Here is a 21,372-nt window from a genome sequence, read left to right as displayed (position 1 = left end):
AGGCGGCTTTTTTTAGCCGTAAGCTATCAGCTTTCAGCCATCAGTTTTAAGTTGTAAGTACTTAAAGCTTAAAACTTATAGCTTTAAGCTGCTCTGCCATTGACACCTCCCATTCCCTTTGCCACTGTTATATTAGGTATATCAAATAAGGAGAGGGCAATGTCTAATTGGGTTGAGGCGAAGGTGAAAGATATTGTTTGGTGGACAGATACCTTATTTAGTTTAATTGTAAATGCTGATGTTGAGCCATTTAAAGCCGGGCAGTTTACTAAGCTGTCGATGATGATGAATGATAAACGCATTGCTCGTGCATATTCTTATGTTAACTCACCGGATTCTGACGATTTAGAGTTTTACCTAATTAATGTGGCCGGTGGTTTGTTATCGCAGCAACTTGCTAAATTAACCCCTGGCGATACGGTTTTGATCGAACGTCGTGCCAGTGGCTTTTTTACCCTTGATGAAATACCCGCCAGTAAGCAACTGTGGATGCTTAGCACAGGGACTGCGATTGGGCCGTTTTTATCCATGCTTGAGCAAGGGGATATATGGCAGCGGTTTGAAGAGGTTGTGTTAGTACATGGCGTACGGTTAAATGCGGATCTCAGTTATCAAGCAAAAATTACGCAATTACAACAACAGTACCCACAATTACAGTATGTAAGTGTTGTTAGTCGTGAGCAGCCTAAACAAGGGTTACACGGGCGAATAACTGAGCATATTGCCAATGAGACTTTATTTAACCATTGCCATTTAATACCAACACCTGACACGGCGCAGTTTATGGTGTGTGGTAATCCAGAAATGGTAAAAGAAACCAGTACTATTTTAACCGATAAAGGTTATACCCGAAATCGACGCAGAGAGCCGGGGCAGATTACCGTCGAGCAGTATTGGTAAATGCGTAAATCGTGGGATAAAACTATCCCCTAAGCATATTTTTTGCTATTTTAGCGTCTGTTAAATTACTCAGGAACAGTATGAAATCGTTATTTTTTGCAGCTATTTTATTAGTATCATTGCAATCTTTTTCCGCCCCAGTTGAGCAAGCGCTTGAAGCTGAGCAAACGCAAGAAACAAAAGCAAACGAAAAAAGCACTGAAACGACGGAACAATTACAAGACAGTGCTGCGGTGATCACCATGACGCCACAAAACCAAAGTGCTGAAAAATCAACGCCGCCAGAAATTGAGCCAACTCAACCTATTGTTGTTGACCCTAATAAAGACAATATGATTGAGGTTGTAGATACTAGTAAAGTGTTAGGTAATGAAGCCGCAAAACCTGCACTGCAGCCAAAAAACCAAGCAGAAAAAGCACAAGCAATAGCACAAGCAGACCAAGCAGTTGCGCAAGCAAAAGAGGCGCTCACTTTAAAACAGCAAGCTAAAGCAAAGCAATCCCGCGAGTCATTGGCAGTCATTGAGCAATTGATCAAAGCGTATAATGCCCGCAACATTGAAGCATTTGTTGGTATGTATGATGAGAACGTCGAATTTTATGCTTTTCCAAATGAATTACTGTTCAAAGGCAAAGAAAAACTAATCGCCCGTTACGGCATTATGTTTAAAAAATTAAAGTGTATTAAATCATCACCCATTAAACGTATTGTATATGGCAATATCGTGATTGATCACGAGTTATCAGAAACCTGCTCAACCGATCCAAAAGTAGTTGATAAACGTTCAGAGCTGGTATCAAGTTATGAAATCGAAAACGGCAAAATAACTAAAGTACTATTTTTTCGCTAAACCGATAAGGAAAGTCAATGCAGCTAAGTGACGATAAAAAACTTCATTTACTTTATCGTGTAGAGCCTGGTTGCCTTGGTCCTAATGGTGGGCAAATGATTGAGCGCTTTTGTGATTATGCTAATCAACATCTAACAGCGCCTATTTTTGCCCATTACCACTTTACCCCGCGATTTGATAAGTCAAAGGCCGAGCGCCAATACAGTGTGAATAGCAAACTACTTGCTGAGCAACAAGTTAAGACTTATTTAACTCACTTTAAAGTGAGTAAAGATGATTTTGAAGAGCAACTCGACGAGTTGCTCACACAAGCCATTGATCGCTTTTTACAGCGTTAGCATTCCCCTGCCAAAATAATATTAAAGCTTGTATTATCGTGTAAGCTGGCAAACGCACTCTCATGTAGTAACTCATTACGTAAATTCGGCGAATACTCAAGCGCCATTTTTATATCAGCTAACGCATCTGCGTGTTTATGCGTCAGTGCATATGCACAGGCACGTTGCCAATATGCATAGCCATAATCACTGTCAATATCAATGGCTTGGTTGCATAGCTTAATAGCTTGCTCGGTCTCGTTTAACTCAAGTAAGGCATCGGCCTTGTAGGCAATGGCTTCAACATCTTCTGGTTTACGGTTTAAGATTTCATCGAAAATCTCAATTTTATTAGACACATCGCTTTCTAAGTTGGCGCGCATCCATAACGAATGAACCTCATTAGTGACTGAGATCTTCTCTTGGTTTTTTAGGATCTCTTCTGATCGTTCTCGTAGCTTTTCTTCAAAAGTGTTTAAACGCGCTTCGTATTCGTTGGTGATCACACTCACACGGGTATTAACGATATCTTCAACCTTGTTTTTTACATCGCGTAATGAGTTCCAACCTACGAGTACTAAAATAGAAGCGGTGGCAGTAATAATAAAGAACACGTTATTTATAGTGTCAGTGGTGTAAGTTATTGCTCTATCAGCCGTATCTAACTGAGCATGAGTGACTTGTTTAGTGACATCTTCACGCAGCTTTTGCTGATCTTGACGAACCGCTTTTAGCTCATCAAGAATATAACGCTCCATTAAGGGTTGAAACATAGGCTCTTGCACTTGCGCTAACGCTTGCTCTTGTTGCTGCTCTGACGGCGCTTGCCGAGCCTCTTGACCATGCACTTGCATTGAGCCAAGAAAAACCAAAAAGAGTGTAACCAGTAAAAAATTTTGACGCATAGTGCTGCCTAGTAATTAGATTTCGTTCAATATTAAATACAGTGTTGTATTCAATTAGTAAGGGAACTTTAACATGACTATCAATACGGAACTAGCAAATCACAGGCAAAAAAAAACCAGCTCAAGGGGGAGCTGGTCAAACTGCTTAAACAACATAAATGTCGTCAGGGGTATCAACAGGAGTGAGTGTGTATAATAGCCAAGTTTAACTGAACAATGTCTTAATATTTAACGCTTTACATAATTAATATAAAAAAATAGCCCAGCTTTAAATAAACCATGATGCAATCCTTAGGTAGGATTGAGTTTCATCGACTAAACTAAGCTTAACGACCCATTGGAATAAGGCTTATTTGATGCGGCAACAACTTGTGCAGATACTTTATGATGTGTCTACTTCAGCTATTCTCGATGAAGGGTATATAGAGCTAGCGGAGCAACTTATTGTTACGGCAATTATGAATGGCTTAAATAATGCCCGAGCAAGTATTTGGTTATTAAATGATGACTTTAGCCAATGTCACTGCCGATTATTACTTGATAATGACGATGATGACCCTGATCACAGTTTAGTGTTAACCCGTGAGACCTTTCCGGCTTACTTTCAGGCGCTTGATACACAACGTGTGATCATTGCTAATGATGCTCATACCGATCCCGCTACTTATGAATTTTCAGATTGTTATTTAACCCCTTTAGGCATCAATTCAATGCTAGATGCCCCCCTTAGGTTTAAAGGTAAAATGATCGGCATTTTTTGTTGTGAAGATACCAGACCAAGACAATGGCAAGACGACGAATGCGCGTTTTTATCTGCCTTGGCAGATTTATATGGCCGAGCATTGTCAGCGCAAGAAAGCCGTTTAGTGAAACAGCAGTTAGAAGTTGCCAACCAGCAGTTAGAAGAGCGGGTTATTGAGCGTACTAAAACCCTGCAAAAAACCCTAGATGCGTTAAATAACACCCAAGTGAAACTCATCGAGTCTGAGAAAATGGCGGCTTTAGGAAACCTTGTTGCTGGTATTGCCCATGAAGTAAATACACCTTTGGGTGTAGCAGTGACCGCCACAAGTTCAGCAACTGATCACCTTGCTCTGCTTACGCAGCAACTTAATGATAATACGTTATCAAAAAACGATGTAGATAATTTTATTTTGCATATCAGCGAATGTTTAACAATCTCAAGCACTAATTTAGATAAAGCGGCGGTTTTAATTTCTAATTTTAAACAAACTGCGGTTGATCAATCATCATTAAAAGTAAGCACCATAAACCTACATGACTACTTAACTAAGGCAATCCACAGCCTGACGCCATTGACTCGCCGTCACAAGGTTAATACGCAAATACACTGCGATAAAACTCTCAGCGTACTAACCGTTCCTGGGGCGCTGAATCAGATTATTATGAATTTAGTCAACAATAGTTGCGTACATGGTTTTACCGGAGCAGACGACAACCAAGTCACCATAACAGTGACTGACACCCCTGAGCGAGATAGTTACAGTTTATGTTACCAAGATAATGGCCGGGGTATGGAAGAGCATGTTGCTAGCAAAGTGTTTGAGCCATTTTTTACCACATCTCGAGGCAGTGGCGGCAGTGGCTTAGGAATGGCGATAGTTTATAATTTAGCGACACAGGCACTACGAGGCAATGTAACCGTTCACAGTAGGCCGCAACAGGGAGTGATGTTTACGATTGAGTTGCCCTATAAATTAACTTAAAAAACAAACGAAATGGTTTGTTTTTCATCGGATTGCACGAAAATACTACTATTGTTGATGAGAGAATATTCTGGTGACAGGGTAGGTAAATAGTAAAGCGACGGGTTACGTGCAGCGGGCGACGTGCTGCTGGCTTCGAGCTACGAATACACCTAGCGCCTAGTCACTTCCATAGAACCTAGCCTCTTTGTGAATAAATCACTTAAAACCAATTTGCACAAAGAGAAGTGAATGAGAACAAAATGAGAAACGACACTGGCTGCTGGCTTAGTGCGGTGTAGGTCGTCATTTATGGCGACATTGTTTGAGGTTGAAAATTGACGCGCTAAAGCACGACCTACATTAGTAGGAGAGCGCTTTAGCGCCGATTGGCTTTTAACACACAACCTAAAACAGCATCATGGCTAAAGCCTATTCCCACAAAAATAGGTTTTTACTTCGATATACCCTAGAACCTAGTATCTTTTTTATTACCTCATCAGCGCAGCGTCTCTTTACCTCTTTGTGAATAAATTACTTAAAAGGCAAAGCGGCGGGTTTCGGGCTTAGAGCGACGTGCAGCGAATACACCTAGCGCCTAGTCACTTCCCTAGAACCTAGTCCCTTTACTTTATCCACTAATTACTCAATGCTGCCAAACAATCATTGAGCTGTTGGTATAAGGTTTCACATTGTGATTGCTGATGCCGCTTTGCTGCGTCTTCTAATTGGCTTGCGAGGCTACTTAAATTAGTTGCTAGCATCATTTGTGCAGCACCTTTTAAACGGTGTGCAACTTCAGCAAGTTGTAAAAAATCGCCCGCCTGTAGTGCATTATTAAGCTGAGCAATATCAATTTTTGCGCTGCTAATAAACTCACTCAACAGCAAATCCACGTCATCTTTAGAGCCAAACATCGTTTGTAACTCAGCAAGGTTAAAACCGCTGTTATCGGTTATTGCATCAGGGCTCATAGTATCGACTACCGGGTTTAAAGTAGGGGCTATCTTCGGCAGATATTTATTTAATTTAGCCTGTAGCATGCTTTGACTAATGGGCTTGCTGATATAGCCATTCATGCCAAGTGCAATACAACGCTCAGCTTCACCGGTCAGGGCATTGGCAGTAAAGGCAATTATTGGCATGCTATTGCCTTGCTGGCGTAGCTGCTGAGTTAAGCCGTAACCATCAAGCTCAGGCATATGGCAGTCGGTAATAAGTAAATTGTATTGCTGCTTGGCGATGGCAGCGAGTGCTTGAATACCATTTTCAACATAATCAGCTTGATAGCCTAGGCTTTCAAGTTGGCGTTTGATAACGCGTCGGTTGGTCGGATGGTCTTCGGCAACCAAAATGAGCCTACCGGTGGCAATAGCTTGTGCTTTTGTTTGCAACTGAACTTGTTGCTGTTGTTCAACATAATTCAGGTTCTCAGCAAGTTTATCATCCGCGTGGGCAAGTAACTTTAGCAGCGAAGAAATTAATAACGGGTTTGTCGCAATAAAGTGATCGGCGCTGGCATCATTATTAGCCACTTCACAGAGCTTAACCCATACATTACTTGCATCCACTGCTTTAAGCTGCACGATATTAGCTAGTAGATGATGGAATATTATCATACTGTTGTTATAGCGCTCGGGGTTGCGCCATTGCTCAGGGTTAACTAAATCAGTGACGTGAACAAAATCTAATTGCCATTGTTTTAAGTACAGCACAACATTGGCAATACATTCACTGCCATCATCAAGTATGACTAACTGCTTTTTGTTTAAGCTAGTAGGCCATTGTGAAGGCTTGTAAGATTCCAGCGGTATAGTAAAACTAAACTCACTGCCTTGGCCTAAATGGCTAGCCAGGTTTATGTCACCGCCTAAACGGTTTACCAACATACGACAAATTGATAAGCCAAGCCCAGTACCACCATATTGGCGGTTCGTTGAACTTTCAGCCTGCATAAAAGGGGTAAATAGCTTACTTTGGTTTTCAGTTGCAATCCCTAGGCCGCTATCGCTCACAGTAAATGCGACCTGTTGTAAATTATGCTCAGTTGTAGTGGCAGTCACAGTGATATTGATATGACCTTGCTCGGTAAATTTAACCGCATTGCTGATCAAATTTGATAGCACTTGTTGTAATCGCACCGGGTCGGTTTCAATAAAGCGATTAAGCAGGGGATCAAAATAAAAATTCATCCGCAAGCCTTTGGCTTGTGCGTTCGCAATGTGTGCACGTATAGCATTTTCTGTGACCACCAATAAATCACACTCTACTTTCTCTATTGCGAACTGCTGCTCTTCCATCTTTGTATGATCAAGTACATCGTTGAGAATATGCAGTAAATTGTTAGCAGATGCGGTGATTGTGTTGACATCATCGCGCTGCTGAGAATCAAGCTGCGACTGCGAAAGTAGCTCGGTGGTGGTAATAACACCACTGAGTGGGGTACGAATCTCATGACTCATCATGGCTAAAAAGCGTGATTTAGCAATCGCCGCTTGTTCGGCTTTGGTTTTTTCTTCACTGAGGGCTATTTCTTGCTCTTTACGTTGGTTTATCTCAAGTAATACACCGCTCCAAACACAGTCATCTCCGGTTGATGTCGGAAACGCGACCAAGTTCAACCAATTTTTATAAGGCGCGTTTAATTCACATTCAAAATCAATACCTTGGTTATCTATTAATGCTTGATTTGCCGCATCAATAAGTTGCTCTACTTGTGCTTTTGAGATCAGTGTAAAAAAGTCTTTATCGTTAAGGTTAACGGTTTGCGTTGCCGATAAATTAATTTGTTTGAACGGCGTAAATCTTTCTATACCTTGACTGGCATAAGTAAAAATAAGCTGGTTGTCAGTAATTTTAAATTGCACCACGGCACCAGGAATAGCATTGGCAATCGAGGTGAGCTTTTGTTCCGCCTGCAAAGCGCGGTGCTGTGCTACACGCCTGATGTTTACTTCTTGACGTAATTTTTGGTTCCAATATAAAAAACCCACCACAACCAGTAAAAACACTGCACAGGCGAGTAAACTATAAAAGATAATTTTTTTAGTATTGATACCCTGCTTAGTGTTTAACTCAATCCAACTACGAGAAATATCTTCAAGCGCTTCGTAGCCAATCGCATCAAGAGCACTATTCAAAATAGGCAACAAAGGTTGTGAGTGCTTGCTTACTGCTAGTTGCACATCAATATTGTTATTTACTAAAAAGTTTTCAATTAATCGATAGTTGTGACCATCTTTGTGCTTAAGCCAAGATTGCGAGGTAGCTAACGTACTAAAAATAACATCCGCGTCGCCCTGATCGAGTAACGCCAAACTTTGCTCCATATTATTAACGGGTAAGAGCGTGCTGTTTTTAAAGTAATCTAAAATAATTGCACGGGCATAATCACCATTAGGAGAGGCAATATTGTATTCACCTTCTAATAACCGAGTTACATCGATCTGGCTGTTTTTTAATGCCACTATCGCCCATGGTGTGGTTAAATAAGGCTGAGTAAAATGCATATTATTGCGGCGTTGTTGGGTACTCAAAATAGCCGGTATTACATCTACTTTGCCTTGTTGAATAAATTGCATGGCCTCTTCAATTGAACTGGATGGCACATATTCAAGGGTTACCCCTAACAAGGTCGCAATGCGGTTTAACACACTGATTGATAGCCCCATTGGCTTATTTGATTCATCATACATAGTAATGGTATGCCATTTAGGCAGTGTGGTGTAACGAATCACTTTATGCTGTTTTAGCCAGTCTTGTTGCTCTGGCGTGATGACCATGACTGGCTTTTTGCTATAGTGTTGCCACTGACTGGCATGGGCAACAATCGCAGAAACCGTAATTGGATTTGTGTTACTGATAAGCTCATTAATTGCTTTATTTAGCGCGGTATTATTTTTAATAAGCGGAATATGAAACTGCTTATTGGGCACATGAGGCAGCGTAATCGTACTAAATTTGTCAGTATCTAAGTGTGCAGCCAAATATTGGTTAGACAAAGAGTCACTAAAATGAGCGTTTGCTAGGCCATAATTTAATGCTGGCGCGAGATCTCGTTGCTGTTTGATGTCTAATTTTTTCAGCTCAGGATACAGTTGATCAATATATGCTTTATCAACGTCATATTTAAACACCGCGAGGTTAACCTCAGGGTTTGCTGTCAGTTGAAAAGGGGATTTATTAAGCTCTTTGGCAATGAGCGCAGAACGTGGCACGGATAAAATTGTTTCACTAAGTGTTAAATAGCTTTTGCGTTCATTGCTTTGTTGTAAGCCTAAGGCAATATCAATTCGGCCTTGCTTGGCTGCATTTTCAAGCTGGGTAATTGATGAATAAAACTGGTACTGTATTTGTAAGTTTAACCTAGCCGCCAAGTGCTCTATGTATTCTGGGTAAATTCCACCTACTTTATTATTTTCTTTCACCGCAAAGAAGGGAATATAGTTACCTTTTAATGTGCCTACCATTAATACTTTTTTCTCGCTTGCAAGCGAGTGTGTAAGGGCTGTGCTATTTGCAAAGGTATTAAAACTTACTAGCCCGCATACTAAAACCGCGTAAGTTAGCAAAGTAACTAATTTTGAACGAAAGACAGACATCATACGGCAACCTTAGGCTGAGTGTTTAAAAAGCTCACAGTGGATTCAACATAACGGCAATATTTAAAATAGAGCTCACTATTCTCAACTTGGTTTTTGTTGAGTGTGAGGCTGTGTTTAGCCAGTAAGTAATACTGTTTTAGCTGCTGCGGCGTAACATTAATGGGGATGGCTTTAGTAAACCCACGCAATAGTAATTGCGCAAGCTCGACATTGATCCCTAAGTTATCAATTGCTTCAATGCACTGGGTAACGGCTTGCATATAAAACCCTTTATTCTCAGTGCTTTTGATTTTGCGGATCTGAGCATCAACCAATTGTTGATAAGAATGGGTATATTGCAGCGTGTTTTGTAAAAGCAAATGTTGGCTATGCTCATCTTTATTCAAGTTATTGATAAAGTCAGGAAGCGGCAGCGCTAAACGCCGATATAAATGCACAATATCGAGCTGGCAATAAAACGGCAGTGTCACGTAAGTGGCATAATCACTGTATTTACTTACAATCTGCAACGCTTCTTGGCGATCGCCAATACAAAGTGCAAAACGGGCATCAAGAATGTCTTTGATTTCGTGTAATTGCAGTGCTCGTGGGTTTTGTAAAATCTTTAAGCGCTTGTGCAAATAGGTGGTTTCTAGGCGTTTAAATTCACTGCCGTAGCGGCTTTCATTTAACCCTTCAATTTGCGCGAGTAAATAACGCAATACGTTAAACTGGCAATCAATATTTAACCAACTTAGGTGTTGTGTGGTTTTTTGGTAGCGCTCAACGGCGTGTTGCATGTAGTCAGTATTATTTAAAATGACCGCAAGATTAAACTGCATAAGCAAGCGTTGTGGGTTATCTGGCGCAACCGTATTCATTTGCGCTAAGTAATCATATGCCTGTTGCAGCTGCCCTTGTGCCAAGCTAGCACTAACATGCAAATCTAAGGCACTGAGCTGGTAACGCTTAATAGCCAATAATGGTTTTACTGCACTCAGTGCGTCAGTTGTTTTACCGTCATTAAGTAAACAGTTTGCATAACTTAAGCGCGCGTTATCATCGCCTTGTTCAACCAATAACTTAAGCTGTTGGCACATTTGGACTGTTTGCCCATCCCACATTAGCAAAGCATGTTCAAGTTCATGGCAATAGCTTAATGTCGCATAGCGAGAAAGGGTATTTTTAGCACGCTCAAAGCCACGTTTTAAATAGCAGTGTTCAAGTTCAATTAACGACTGTTTTTTACGGTAACATGCAATCATACGCGGCAGCATATTATTTATATTGAAGGGTTTAACTAGGTAACCGTCGGGTTGCCATTCACTAAAGCCTTGTACAACTTGGCGAGACTGCTCGGCAGTGACGATAAAAATAACGCACTCTTTTGCTATTAGTTTTGCCATTTTTAAATGCGCTAAAAGCTGGAGGCCATCAGCCCCTTGACCTAAATTATAATCAAACAAAATAAAGTCAAAGCTACGATTTTGGCAGGCACTTATGGTGGTTTTAGCATCTTTGGCTAGTATGACATTTTTTGCCACCGCGCCTTTATTGATCAGCATTAAACGAATAGCCGATAAAATTAAACTGCTATCATCAATCACCAAAATGCGTTTATCAGTTAAAAAGTTCAAGCGCGTAATGCCTCATCGGTCGATGTTTTAATGGCCTGATATTGAGCTTGCCATTGCAGATACCACGCACTTAGCTGCTCATAAGCCATAGGCTTTGCGCTGTAAAAACCTTGGCAAGTATCGGCGCCCAGTAACTGCATATGTTGCCATTGCTCAAGTGTTTCTACGCCTTCAACCACTACTTTCATGTGTAGTTTTTTAGCTAATTGAATCGCCATTTCGACAATTGCGCCACACTGCGGATTATTGAGCGCATTAGCGACAAAACTACGATCGAGCTTGATTTCGTTAAACGGATACTGACTCAATTGTTGTAATGAAGAATAACCCGTGCCAAAGTCATCTACAGACAAATTAAAGCCATTCATACGTAACCGAGATAACAGCTCAAGCGACAAACTATCGCTTAACAGCTCAGTTTGTTCGGTCACCTCAAGAGAAATACGTTTACGCTGGGCAAGCGCCATTAACGGCTGATTAGCCAATATATGATTGACTGTGTCATCTGATAAGCACGAAGGTGTTAAATTAATCGACAGCTTGCTATGGTTAAATTCATTACCTAACTTTGTCAGCATGGCAACGCTTTGCTCAATAATAGCCAGTGTTAACGCAGGCATGAGTCCGGCATCTTCAATTTGGTCAATAAAAAAGTACGGCGATAACACCCCATGCTCTGGATGTTGCCAGCGGCATAACGCCTCAAGGCCAATACATTCACCCGACTTTAAATCAACTTGAGGTTGATATACCGCTATGAACTGCCCAAGCTGCAATGCTTGCTCTAATACCGCTTTAGAGGTATCAACAGTAATGGCTGTTTGCTTAGCTGGGCGATTAAAACGATTTTGGTGAGCGCTAAAAAAGTGGCTTAACTGACTATGTGAGCTCGGTTTAGGCATAATGCCTAACAGGTTAAGGCCAAATGCGTGAACTAAGTTAGCCGCGGCACGTAATAAGCTGGCATCAGACGCACTCGATAAAATAACACTACCTGTAAATTGCTGCGTACTTAACTGCCTAAGCAGGGCTAGACCATCCATATTCGGCATGGCTAAATCACAAATAATAATATCTGGCGTGATTGTGTTTATCAGTCGTAGTGCATCATCACCATCAGCCGCATGGGAGATACGGTGATCGCCAAGCTGGCTGATCATCGACGTCAGCGCACGACGCACAAATGCGTGGTCGTCGACTATTAAGATATGCATACAAGAGTTGAACATAATGACGCTCCAGATAAAATGAGGCGATATTTTAACCACCGGCGGCGCATAGTATTTGATCTGGATCAATTTTTACGGTGTGTTGTGTGACCACTGTGAACCGTTTTGTAATCAATAATTACAACTGTGTAAAAAACAGCCTAATTACAGCAATGTTGTTGCTTGTTAAGTAAACAAAATACAGTGGAAAGCCTTGTTAATCAGCGGTTCAGCTAATGGTTTAGTTTAGGAGGAAAGCTTAAAACGAGCTGCGGATTACTCCTAAAATTTAGCGCCTTTTCGTCACTTCCTCTTCAGCGCAGCGCCTCTTAACCTCTGTGGTGAATAAATTACTAAAGGATCTATTTGCACAAAGAGAAGTGAATGAGAATAAAGTGAGAAGACAAAGTGACGGGGTTCGGGAGACGAGCTTCGGGCACGAATTAAACCTAGCACCTAGTCACTTTTTTATTATCTCATCAGCGCAGCGTCTCTTGACCTCTGTGGTGAATAAATCACTTAAACCAATTTGCACAAAGAGCAGTGAATGAGGGTAAATGAGAAGAAAACGCGGCTGGCTTAGTGCGATGTAGGTCGTCATTTATGGCGACAATGTCTAATGTTGAAAATTGACGCGCTAAAGCACGACCTACATTAGTAGGAGAGCGCTTTAGCGCCGATTGGCTTTTAACACATAATCTAAAACAGCATCATGGCTAAAGCCTATTCCCACAAAAATAGGTTTTTACACCGATAGACCCTAGCACCTAGTCACTTCCTAGCACCTTGCTATTCTATATCCGGTATAACACTTTCTAAGCGTTTTATATCTATATCGCTGATATCAGCAAAGCGCTTAAAGTGGCTCGGCCATTGCTGCGTGTAGTCTTTGAATTGGCTGATTATTTTTGTCGCTTTTACCCTCGTTAAACCAAAGCGTTTAGCTTGTGATAATAAATTGTCGATACTGGCATATCGGCCATCATCGCCAAGCCCTATACCATGTTGTTTTGAGTTATTTATAGGGGTGATGTCGTAAGCTGGGCTCAAGCGCCATGTTTTATTAGTAAGGTGATATAAAAAAGCATGGTTGCGGCTATGATCGTCGGTATTACCAATCAACGCATTAAATACCATTCGCTTGTAAAGCTCAGTTGCATCATTGGCAAATTCACCAGTATGGTGACGAATAAACTCAGCCAATTCACCGTAACTATAGTAAGTTGCTAAATCACTCATAGCCACTTTAGGTTTTTGTAGTAAGCTATTTGCGCTTAAAAAGTGATGAGTAGGTAAGCCCGCGCTTACATCAAAGCGTTCCACAAGGAGTACATCACCATTTTCTGTTTCATGAATTTGAGTATTCGCACAACGAATACCTAACTCTTTCGCCATACACATGGCTGCGTGTTCAGCGCGCACTAAATTGAATAAATCATCTTGACGATTAAACTTTGCTAAATAAAGTTTGTTGCCAATTTGCACTGAGGTTTTGGGCCGTGCGCCGCCCATGCTTTGACCAAATTCAAATGCCTTTTTAGCCTCATTTGAAATAGCTTTATTAGCTAAAAGATCATCTTTTGCTTGATCCAGCAATGCTAAATCAGCCAAAGTATTTTTATTGGTTTTATGTTTAGAGGCACTGCGCGATAAGCTAAATACCAGTGCGCCCACGCCATAGCCTGAGCCTGCAAGTAAAAACTCCAGCTCATTTTGTGGTTTGGTTGTATGCAAAGATAAAATTAGCTTACGTCCCCACGAATCAGCACCAGCATCACTTAAAACGCCAAATACACCTTTATTTGCGCTATAGCTTACTATACCTTGCTGCAAAGGCAGATGGATTGGATCAAGTGCAAAGGCATCAGTGCGAGCAAGATAACTTTTACCATAGTTAAATTCACCACGACCAGTTTTAGTATCTAACTTAAAAAAGCCACAAATGACGGGTTTGGTTTCTAGCCCATCTATAAAAACATAACATTCAGAAGTCATCGTTAATCACCTGCGCTTTATGAGTTTTACGTTGCCGTGCATTGTACCCACCAACATCAGCGGCCAGCTCGTTTATTTCATCGAGCAGTGACCCTTGTAGTTGCAACACGACTAATGCTTCAAACAATATATCGCTTTTAACAACTTCACCTTGTTCAAGCTTTTGTACAGTTGAGCGCGACACGCCAATCATCTTGGCAAAAGTGTTTTGTGTGTAATGTAGAGTTCGGTGTTGGCGGATTAGATCCCCCAATCGCTGTGCCAGTTTTAATGCTTGTTCAGATCTCATAAGTGAACGCTAAATCAGTCAATAGCTATTTAATGATTAGTTTAGCGGTATTTAGTTTGTTTGCAAGGAGGTTTATAAATCTTATTGATACTGTGATTGTTTTAAAACCTCTATTCGAGGCTTTTGCCAGGTTGCTGGCGGCAACCAAGGGGCGAATACCGCCGTCCGCCCCTTGGAACCCCACGGCGCACCGAGGATCACACTTGATCTTCAACAGTCGTTAATGATGTGAATGTAATCAGCGTAGATAGGCCATCCATGGCCAAGCTACGCTTTTTACAGCATCCATGCTGTAAATTATTCATCATTAACTCAGTTTCAGGAGTGATCACGGGGAAATGGAGTGTGTCTTAGCATTATTTTAAAAGTAAGCTGTTAAATGGGTTAAGGGCTACTCTCTTTATGTTATTCTTAAACCCTCAAATGAAGGATTTATTAAATGATATACCTTGATACAGCCGCCTCATATCCAATTTTACCAGAAGTAAAAAAGTCACTGTTAGATGCATTTGAGAACTGCTATGCAAACTCTGCTTCTAGTCACCTATTAGGTGAGTCTGCACTCACAAAGGTCAATAAAGTACGCGAACTTTTAGCTGATGAAATAGGGGCTTTTCCAAGTGAAATAGTGTTCACTAGTGGTGCAACTGAATCTAATAATGTTGCCTTTAAAAGTTTACTTTTAAATGACGAAAGCCTGTCGCATAAAAAGCATATTGTGATCTCATCAATTGAGCACAAATGTATTTTTGCTATCTGTGATTACTTTCAAAAGTTAGGATATGAAATTTCACTTGTTGAACCTGATGTTAATGGTGTTATTACAGTAGAAAATGTTAAAGCAGCAATAAGAGAAGATACAGCCCTTGTGTCTATTATGCATGTAAATAATGAACTAGGCACAATTAACCCCATTGCTGAAATTGGTGAACATTGTTTTTCAAAAGGCATTATTTTTCATTCTGATGCGGCTCAAAGTTTTTGTAAAACTGAAATTGACGTTGATGATATGAATATAGATGTGATGTCATTTTCTGCACATAAGGTTGGAGGGCCTAAAGGGATTGGTGCAGTTTATATTCGTGACCTTAGAAAACGTAGCCTTCAACCTGTGATACATGGTGCCGGTCAAGAGGATGGCTTGAGGGGAGGGACTGTTGCAGCGCCATTGATTATTGGTTTTGGTAAAGCTATTGAATTGTTTCCTCAAGTGTATAACTATTTTATTAGTGAAGATCCTAAGTCATATTTCTTTAAAAAGTTACAGGAAAATGAAATTGAACACTCTATAAATGGGTACGGTAGCACACTACCACATATTCTTTCCCTATCTTTACCGAATACGAATGTAACCCTTTTAGTACGTGATAATGAAAGTTCCCTGTGCCTTGCTCAAGGTTCTGCATGTTCTTCAAAAGAGATTGAAGCTTCACATGTACTAACTTCATTAGGTTTATTAAGAGAACAAGCTGAACATACCTTTAGGATTAGCTTCACGCATGAAGTAACAAAACAAGACATAGATTTCTTAGTTACAGCTATAAAAAAAGCGGCTTATTGAAGCCGCTTCCTATTATTTATAACAAGTTACACAGGCTCCACCGCCTTCTGCTTCATCATAAATATCATCGAGCTCATTAAATTCACAATATCCTTCAAAATCACCTAATAGTGCATTTCTACGTTTCTTTTTGTTAAAACGTGCAACCTTTTTCTCGTGATTTTCAATAATACGCTTTTGAACTGCAGGGTCTTCAAGGGTCTCTAGAGGCTGGCCTTGCCCCATCCAATAAAAACGTTCACCAACGGTCGTATTATTTTCATCACCTTTTTCGAATGCTTTTGCTTCTTCAAATAAATCAGGGTGCTTCTCCATAAGCTTTACCCATTCAATTTTCCTTTGGTAAAAACAAAAAGTACATCCTGAACGAGAACGCCACTTGTAATATTCGGGTAATTCTAAACCATTGCGTTGAAGAATATTTTCTATATCGCTTCGAACAATGCCATGCTCTCTAAATGGGAATACTGACTCTATTGGTTTTTCTATTGTCATATAGCCAGTACGCTCAGGCTCATCGGCACGAATACCCACGTAATTCTTTATTTTATATCCATCCCTAATGAAAGCATCTAACCATTGTTCAAATGGTTTTAGCTTCATTTGCACGGTACACCAGCGGTCTCTTTGTGAAGGTAAGTAGTTACCATGCTCCTTTAAAAGATGCGCAAAATCTTTTTCGCCGCGCCCTTCAATATTATTTAAAGAGCGCGCATTTAGGCGGTGAATATAACCAAGCTTTTCTTCGAGCTTATCAATAAACTCGTTGGTTTCTGGTAGCTCATACCCAGTATCAGTAAAAAAGTATTCTACATCTAATTCTGGGTATGTTTCTTTAACAAATAACGCTAAAGCACTGCTATCTTTACCGCCAGAAAGCCCAAGTACGTGTTTAACTTTTTCAGTCATCAGCTACCTCTGACTCACTATGTTCCATCAAGTTAGTTAACAAGCTCGTTAATGCTGCAAGCTGTTTTTCTTTAGGCATATTAGCAATCGTTGTATGAATATTATCAACAGCAGCTGTTACGTCTTTATCTTGTTCTAAATCGTGCTTAATAAATCCACCAAACTCTTGATGATTGCCTTCATTATCAGTAGTGATAAATGCAAGTGGTTTAGAGTTACCTTGAGTTTGAATATTACCGAAGGACTCAATGCGCCTAAATTGCACGCATAAGTTTTGTAACTCATCAAGGCCATTACGCAAATGCTTATCGGTCCAATTACGCTCAGGTGTACCTGCGGCTAAATTAATAATAAATTCAAATTTTGTTTTACCATCAATGTGCTGTGAAATCCGTTTTGCAAGCTCTTTTACATTAGGTCGCTTAGCAATTTTCTCAACAAAATCACAGCGCTCTTTTAAAGCTTGATTAAAGTCTTCACCTAACATTTGAATTATAATTTGCTTAAAACCACTTAGTAAAATATCGTGCTGAGCACTTAAATCTTCAATAGCTGTTTTTAAATAATTGCCAAGCTTATCTTCAAGTGCAGGATCATCTTTCTTAAACCCAAATACAGCAGGAAGATCATCTAAAATTAGTTTATATGGGTCATTTGCCGCTATAACTTTATTTCTAAAGTCACGAGCTTGTTTTGTTAAACCATTACCTTTATCGCCAGTAAAACTTTCGCCACTGGTTTTTTTGACCCATGTAGGTAGTTTGTGAACAATTCCTACAATATGCTTAGCGATGTTTAAAATAGCAGCGTCATTCTTTGTTTCACCAAGTGTCGCCTGTGCTAAGTTTTCTAATAAATGGCTTTGTATTTCAGATATCTCAAAATATCGAACACCAGCTTCACTTGGGTGTTTGTAAATTTTATTTACTAGCTCTTCATCAAGTTCAGGAATAAAAATAAACTGGTTCGTCGAATCCCAATCGTAAAAAGCAACTTGCCCTTCAAGAGACTTAAGTAAAGCTAAGCCATAAATACGGCACAAACCTGCAGTTAAGCCAAACGGTGGTAGCATCCAAAATTCATAGAGCTCAGCTAATGTAACCTGCTTGTTCTTTGAGTTCTCTTTTATAAAATTAAAGCCACTCTTAAATAGTTCATACATTTCAGGGTTAGCTTCTTGTGAATTTTTACTCCACTCGCTTGGGAACAAAAATCCCTCAGAAGTTTCACAGTGCCACCCTTTGCTTTTTAAGCAAGAAAGATAAAGGCCTTTTTCAGGCGGAAAAGCTTTTTCATCAAAACCGAGATCTTTTTCATCACCTTGTTCAAACATGGCATTCATTAACTTACGGATAGCACTATTCGCACTACCAGAAGGTTTTGAACGATTCACTAGCTCATTTATGACTACAGGAGATTTACTAAATAGCTCATTTGCAATTTTTGAGGCGATAGATGTTAAAGGTGCTGCTTGTAACTTTTTACCACAATGAAACCAGTCAGCATGTTTATAAACATACTGCAGCTCATGATCTACATTTGTTTGTGCAAATTTAATTCGGTTCTCAAGTTCGTTTTTAGCAATGAGGTCATGAGCTATTTTCTTCTCGTCTTTAAGTATCTGCTTTAAAGCGATTAACTCAATTGCAGCATTTTTAAGATTTGAAAAATCTCCAAATTTACCAACAATACTAAAGGGCATTGATTCTTCATGAGGTTTCAATGCTTTAGCAATATCCTCATTCACACATAGAATAAATGTAGCGAAAGCTTCACCCGTTTTAGGGGGGGTAATAAATGGTTTAATAAGAGCAACATCATATTTGTTTATCAGCTTTGTAGTTGCCCAACGCATAGTGCCTGTTTTATGGTAATGTGCAGTTGCTAAGATATTTTGCGGTATATCACATATTTCAGTCCAATCAACACCATAGCTTATTGCTTCAATGCGATCATTAATTAAGCTGTTAATATCGATATCACTACCTTGAAACACAAACAAAGCATCGTGTTTTTGTCGGTAAATTATAACCGTCCAAGTCTCAAGATCGTTCAAACATTGCATTATTTCCGCGGCTTGATAACCGCGGCTAACAAAATATTTTTTTATAAATTCGCGTTTAGCATGTAGTTGATGATGGAAACCAAAAATAGTGAGTAGAGCGATTAGTTTAGTAATAGCAGTATGTAGTTCACCGCCTTTTTGTTCAGCTCTATAAATGGCATCACAACCTTCTAACCATGCTTTGCTATCTTGAGAAGTAACAATTAAATGATGCAAGTTATGATGCAAATAGTCCCAATACATTTCAGGGCGATATAAACTTAATTCTTCATTAAGCTCACCATATTCTGCCTCTAAAAACTCTCTGAATCCATATTTTTCATGTGACGCTAAAAAGCCAAACAGACTGCGTTCGTTCTGAGAAAAGCGACGACGAGAAACAGGGCCAAGTAATAAGCTAACAATAGGGTCTAAAGGAAGTGTATTGCTTAATGCATCAACATTTTTGTTTTGGTTCGCAAATGCTGAACTTACAACATCAACTAAATTTTCATATTTAGATTCAAGCGCATTAACAATTTTCGGAGCTCTAAAAATTGAATCACCAACCAGCACTAAAGATTCATCAATAGAAGGATTAAAACTTAAATCTCTGTATCGGCCTTGAACCTTGCTCCACTCTTGTTGCGTTTTTACATCTTTATTTTTAGCGTAATCAGAGAATGCTTGGTGCAAAAAGCCAACCAGCAACACAGGGCGTTTAGCTTGTTGAACAATATCAGCGAGAGACTGAAATAAATGTAAATCTTTATTTGCACGTGATTGATAATCTAAAGCTTTACCCATTTCATCGAGTAAAATTAAAACACCGTCTTCGTTTTCATTTTGTTTTTGTAGAAGAGATTTTATCTTTGCTAAACATTTATCATCATCAAGAGCGAGTACATCTTCCGCGTTGAATTTAACATTAAACGCTTTCAATAAGCTAATTAGAATACTATTTGCAGGTGCCTCAAGGCCACAGACATGTTTAATGGTCTTCCAACCGTTTGTAATTTTAAACCTATCATCAAACTCAGTTATTACTTTTTGAGAGCTATTTAACTTGCTTAGTGCGTAATTTCGTTGTTCAGAATCAGTTGACAATAAGCACGATAAAAACAGAGCAACAGTCGATTTACCTGAGCCATAAGGGCCCGTGATTGTATACGCTCTTTGAGTACTTCCCTCGAACTCACGGCTAACAGTATCGAGTACATTTATTGCTGTGCCATGTACAATAAAGTCGTCTATAAAAGGTTTTAAATTAGCACTATCAACATCAATGCGAGTGGAGCTTTTATATCGTTGGTTAATTGCAATAAGAGATTCAGACATTGTGTTTGCCGTAATAGTCATTTAAGTAATTGATAGTATTGTTTTTTGCTGAGTCAGATATATTAACTTGTCTTAGCCCTAGTGAATCTACCCATGAAATACTTTTGTTTGTGAATTCTTGAGCCTCATCGAGCTTTTGCCCTAAACCAGACTCTGATAACCTAAATATTCGCCCGGGCGAACACGGTTTAGTAAGTAATGAATCAAAATCAATAGTACTCACTTTTGATTCAGCTGTTTCTACACTAAAAAACTCAAGTAGGGCATAAACGAATACCTCAATAGGTAACTCAGGCCTTTCAGTCAGGTTGCTAACATAAAAAGAGCGACCGTTATCCTGTACTAAATTAAGTTCAGCAAGCGGGGAGGTAAAATGGTCTTCATCCACTTTTTTCGTTGTTGTTTTAACTTTTTTACTATACATATTTAAAAAACAATCCATGTCTTTTTTTATCGTCGTAACGTTACCAACTTCGCTTTTAACTAAGCGTTTTGCATCTTCATAGCAATCATCGATCAGCTTTGATTTTTCAAAATGTTGAACATTAGAGTAATTAAAAAAATAGCGATAGGCGGTTAAGTGTTCATCATTAAAGTTTAACCAAAAGTGCAATAACCAAATTGAGCCCGGTAACTCTAGGTAAGGGTCCTTACCGTTATTACCAAACAAATACTGCCCTTTATTCTCAGTAACATTATGAAGAGTTTTATTATTTATTCTATCGCTTGCGATAATGCCGCTTGACTCAGCCCAATACTGAATCGCTTTAACCATATTTTTACCAACGCCAAGCTCAACAATAGAATGACGAATACTTTCTTCGTCGGAACTTGAGAAATTACCATTTGAATTCAAATGATTAACCGCTTTGAATAGCCATCCATAGCGCAGAGGGAAAGTATCGTGACCTGTAAACTTAGCTTTCATAGCTTTTTGAGTGCCTCTGGAGAAATTGTCCAAGCGGCGATATTAACGTGAATTAAGATTAAGAGGAAGACTTCTAGGTAATTAATCAGTAAAAAAACTGTACCTTTATACAGTTTAATTAAATTTATCTCAACACCCTTGTAGATGTAAGGTCTTTATTGTAAAGTTTTGAATATAAAGATAAATAATCAAGTGATTTAG

14 protein-coding genes are annotated in these 21,372 nt (G+C 39.6%); 5 read left to right on the top strand and 9 right to left on the bottom strand.

Annotated elements, in window-relative coordinates:
* The first annotated feature begins 159 nt into the window (after positions 1-159).
* The 3 genes from NQT69_RS12680 (at position 160) to NQT69_RS12670 (ending at position 2,089) form a co-directional block, all read left to right on the top strand.
* Entirely contained in the window at positions 160-900 is a 741-nt protein-coding gene (locus NQT69_RS12680) for a ferredoxin--NADP reductase (RefSeq protein ID WP_256828033.1), read from the top strand.
* 80 nt (positions 901-980) lie between these two features.
* The gene (locus NQT69_RS12675) at positions 981-1,751 is read left to right on the top strand and encodes a nuclear transport factor 2 family protein (protein ID WP_256828032.1); all 771 of its coding nucleotides are present in this window, start codon (positions 981-983) and stop codon (positions 1,749-1,751) included.
* A gap of 17 nt (positions 1,752-1,768) precedes the next feature.
* The gene (locus NQT69_RS12670; RefSeq protein ID WP_256828031.1) at positions 1,769-2,089 is read left to right on the top strand and encodes a hypothetical protein; all 321 of its coding nucleotides are present in this window, start codon (positions 1,769-1,771) and stop codon (positions 2,087-2,089) included.
* On the opposite strand, the gene NQT69_RS12665 is transcribed toward NQT69_RS12670, so the two are convergent.
* Positions 2,086-2,973: a tetratricopeptide repeat protein gene (locus NQT69_RS12665; RefSeq protein WP_256828030.1), complete on the bottom strand. Its 888-nt coding sequence runs from the start codon at positions 2,971-2,973 to the stop codon at positions 2,086-2,088. The two genes, NQT69_RS12670 and NQT69_RS12665, sit on opposite strands and share 4 nt — an antisense overlap.
* 356 nt (positions 2,974-3,329) lie before the next feature.
* Between NQT69_RS12665 and NQT69_RS12660 the strand changes: the two genes are divergently transcribed.
* Positions 3,330-4,700, top strand: a complete 1,371-nt coding sequence (locus NQT69_RS12660; RefSeq protein ID WP_256828029.1) for a GAF domain-containing sensor histidine kinase — start codon at positions 3,330-3,332, stop codon at positions 4,698-4,700.
* A gap of 617 nt (positions 4,701-5,317) precedes the next feature.
* On the opposite strand, the gene NQT69_RS12655 is transcribed toward NQT69_RS12660, so the two are convergent.
* From NQT69_RS12655 to NQT69_RS12635, 5 genes are all read right to left on the bottom strand, one after another.
* Complete coding sequence (locus tag NQT69_RS12655; protein ID WP_256828028.1) at positions 5,318-9,283, bottom strand: transporter substrate-binding domain-containing protein; 3,966 nt, start codon at positions 9,281-9,283, stop codon at positions 5,318-5,320.
* Positions 9,280-10,899, bottom strand: a complete 1,620-nt coding sequence (locus tag NQT69_RS12650; protein ID WP_256828027.1) for a response regulator — start codon at positions 10,897-10,899, stop codon at positions 9,280-9,282. Before NQT69_RS12650 ends, NQT69_RS12655 begins: the two co-directional genes overlap by 4 nt.
* Entirely contained in the window at positions 10,896-12,128 is a 1,233-nt protein-coding gene (locus NQT69_RS12645) for an EAL domain-containing response regulator (protein ID WP_256828026.1), read from the bottom strand. The genes NQT69_RS12650 and NQT69_RS12645 overlap by 4 nt, the downstream gene beginning before the upstream one ends.
* A 768-nt stretch (positions 12,129-12,896) precedes the next feature.
* Positions 12,897-14,102: a type II toxin-antitoxin system HipA family toxin gene (locus NQT69_RS12640; protein ID WP_256828025.1), complete on the bottom strand. Its 1,206-nt coding sequence runs from the start codon at positions 14,100-14,102 to the stop codon at positions 12,897-12,899.
* Complete coding sequence (locus NQT69_RS12635) at positions 14,092-14,391, bottom strand: helix-turn-helix domain-containing protein (RefSeq protein WP_256828024.1); 300 nt, start codon at positions 14,389-14,391, stop codon at positions 14,092-14,094. The genes NQT69_RS12640 and NQT69_RS12635 overlap by 11 nt, the downstream gene beginning before the upstream one ends.
* A gap of 439 nt (positions 14,392-14,830) precedes the next feature.
* Between NQT69_RS12635 and NQT69_RS12630 the strand changes: the two genes are divergently transcribed.
* Positions 14,831-15,952 (top strand): cysteine desulfurase family protein, encoded by a 1,122-nt coding sequence (locus tag NQT69_RS12630; protein ID WP_256828023.1) that lies wholly within the window; start codon positions 14,831-14,833, stop codon positions 15,950-15,952.
* 12 nt (positions 15,953-15,964) lie between these two features.
* Here the strand turns inward: NQT69_RS12630 and NQT69_RS12625 are convergent, their stop codons facing one another.
* The 3 genes from NQT69_RS12625 to NQT69_RS12615 are packed head-to-tail and all read right to left on the bottom strand — an operon-like array spanning position 15,965 to position 21,171.
* Entirely contained in the window at positions 15,965-16,861 is an 897-nt protein-coding gene (locus tag NQT69_RS12625) for a phosphoadenosine phosphosulfate reductase family protein (protein ID WP_256828022.1), read from the bottom strand.
* The gene (locus NQT69_RS12620) at positions 16,854-20,243 is read right to left on the bottom strand and encodes a hypothetical protein (protein ID WP_256828021.1); all 3,390 of its coding nucleotides are present in this window, start codon (positions 20,241-20,243) and stop codon (positions 16,854-16,856) included. Before NQT69_RS12620 ends, NQT69_RS12625 begins: the two co-directional genes overlap by 8 nt.
* Positions 20,236-21,171, bottom strand: a complete 936-nt coding sequence (locus tag NQT69_RS12615) for a DUF4007 family protein (RefSeq protein WP_256828020.1) — start codon at positions 21,169-21,171, stop codon at positions 20,236-20,238. Before NQT69_RS12615 ends, NQT69_RS12620 begins: the two co-directional genes overlap by 8 nt.
* Positions 21,172-21,372: the final 201 nt, after the last annotated feature.

It is taken from the genome of Pseudoalteromonas shioyasakiensis (assembly GCF_024518675.1).
In the GTDB taxonomy this organism is placed as follows: domain Bacteria; phylum Pseudomonadota; class Gammaproteobacteria; order Enterobacterales; family Alteromonadaceae; genus Pseudoalteromonas; species Pseudoalteromonas shioyasakiensis_B.
Note: the sequence above shows the minus strand (reverse complement) of the source record. Positions and strands in the feature narration are given on the sequence as shown.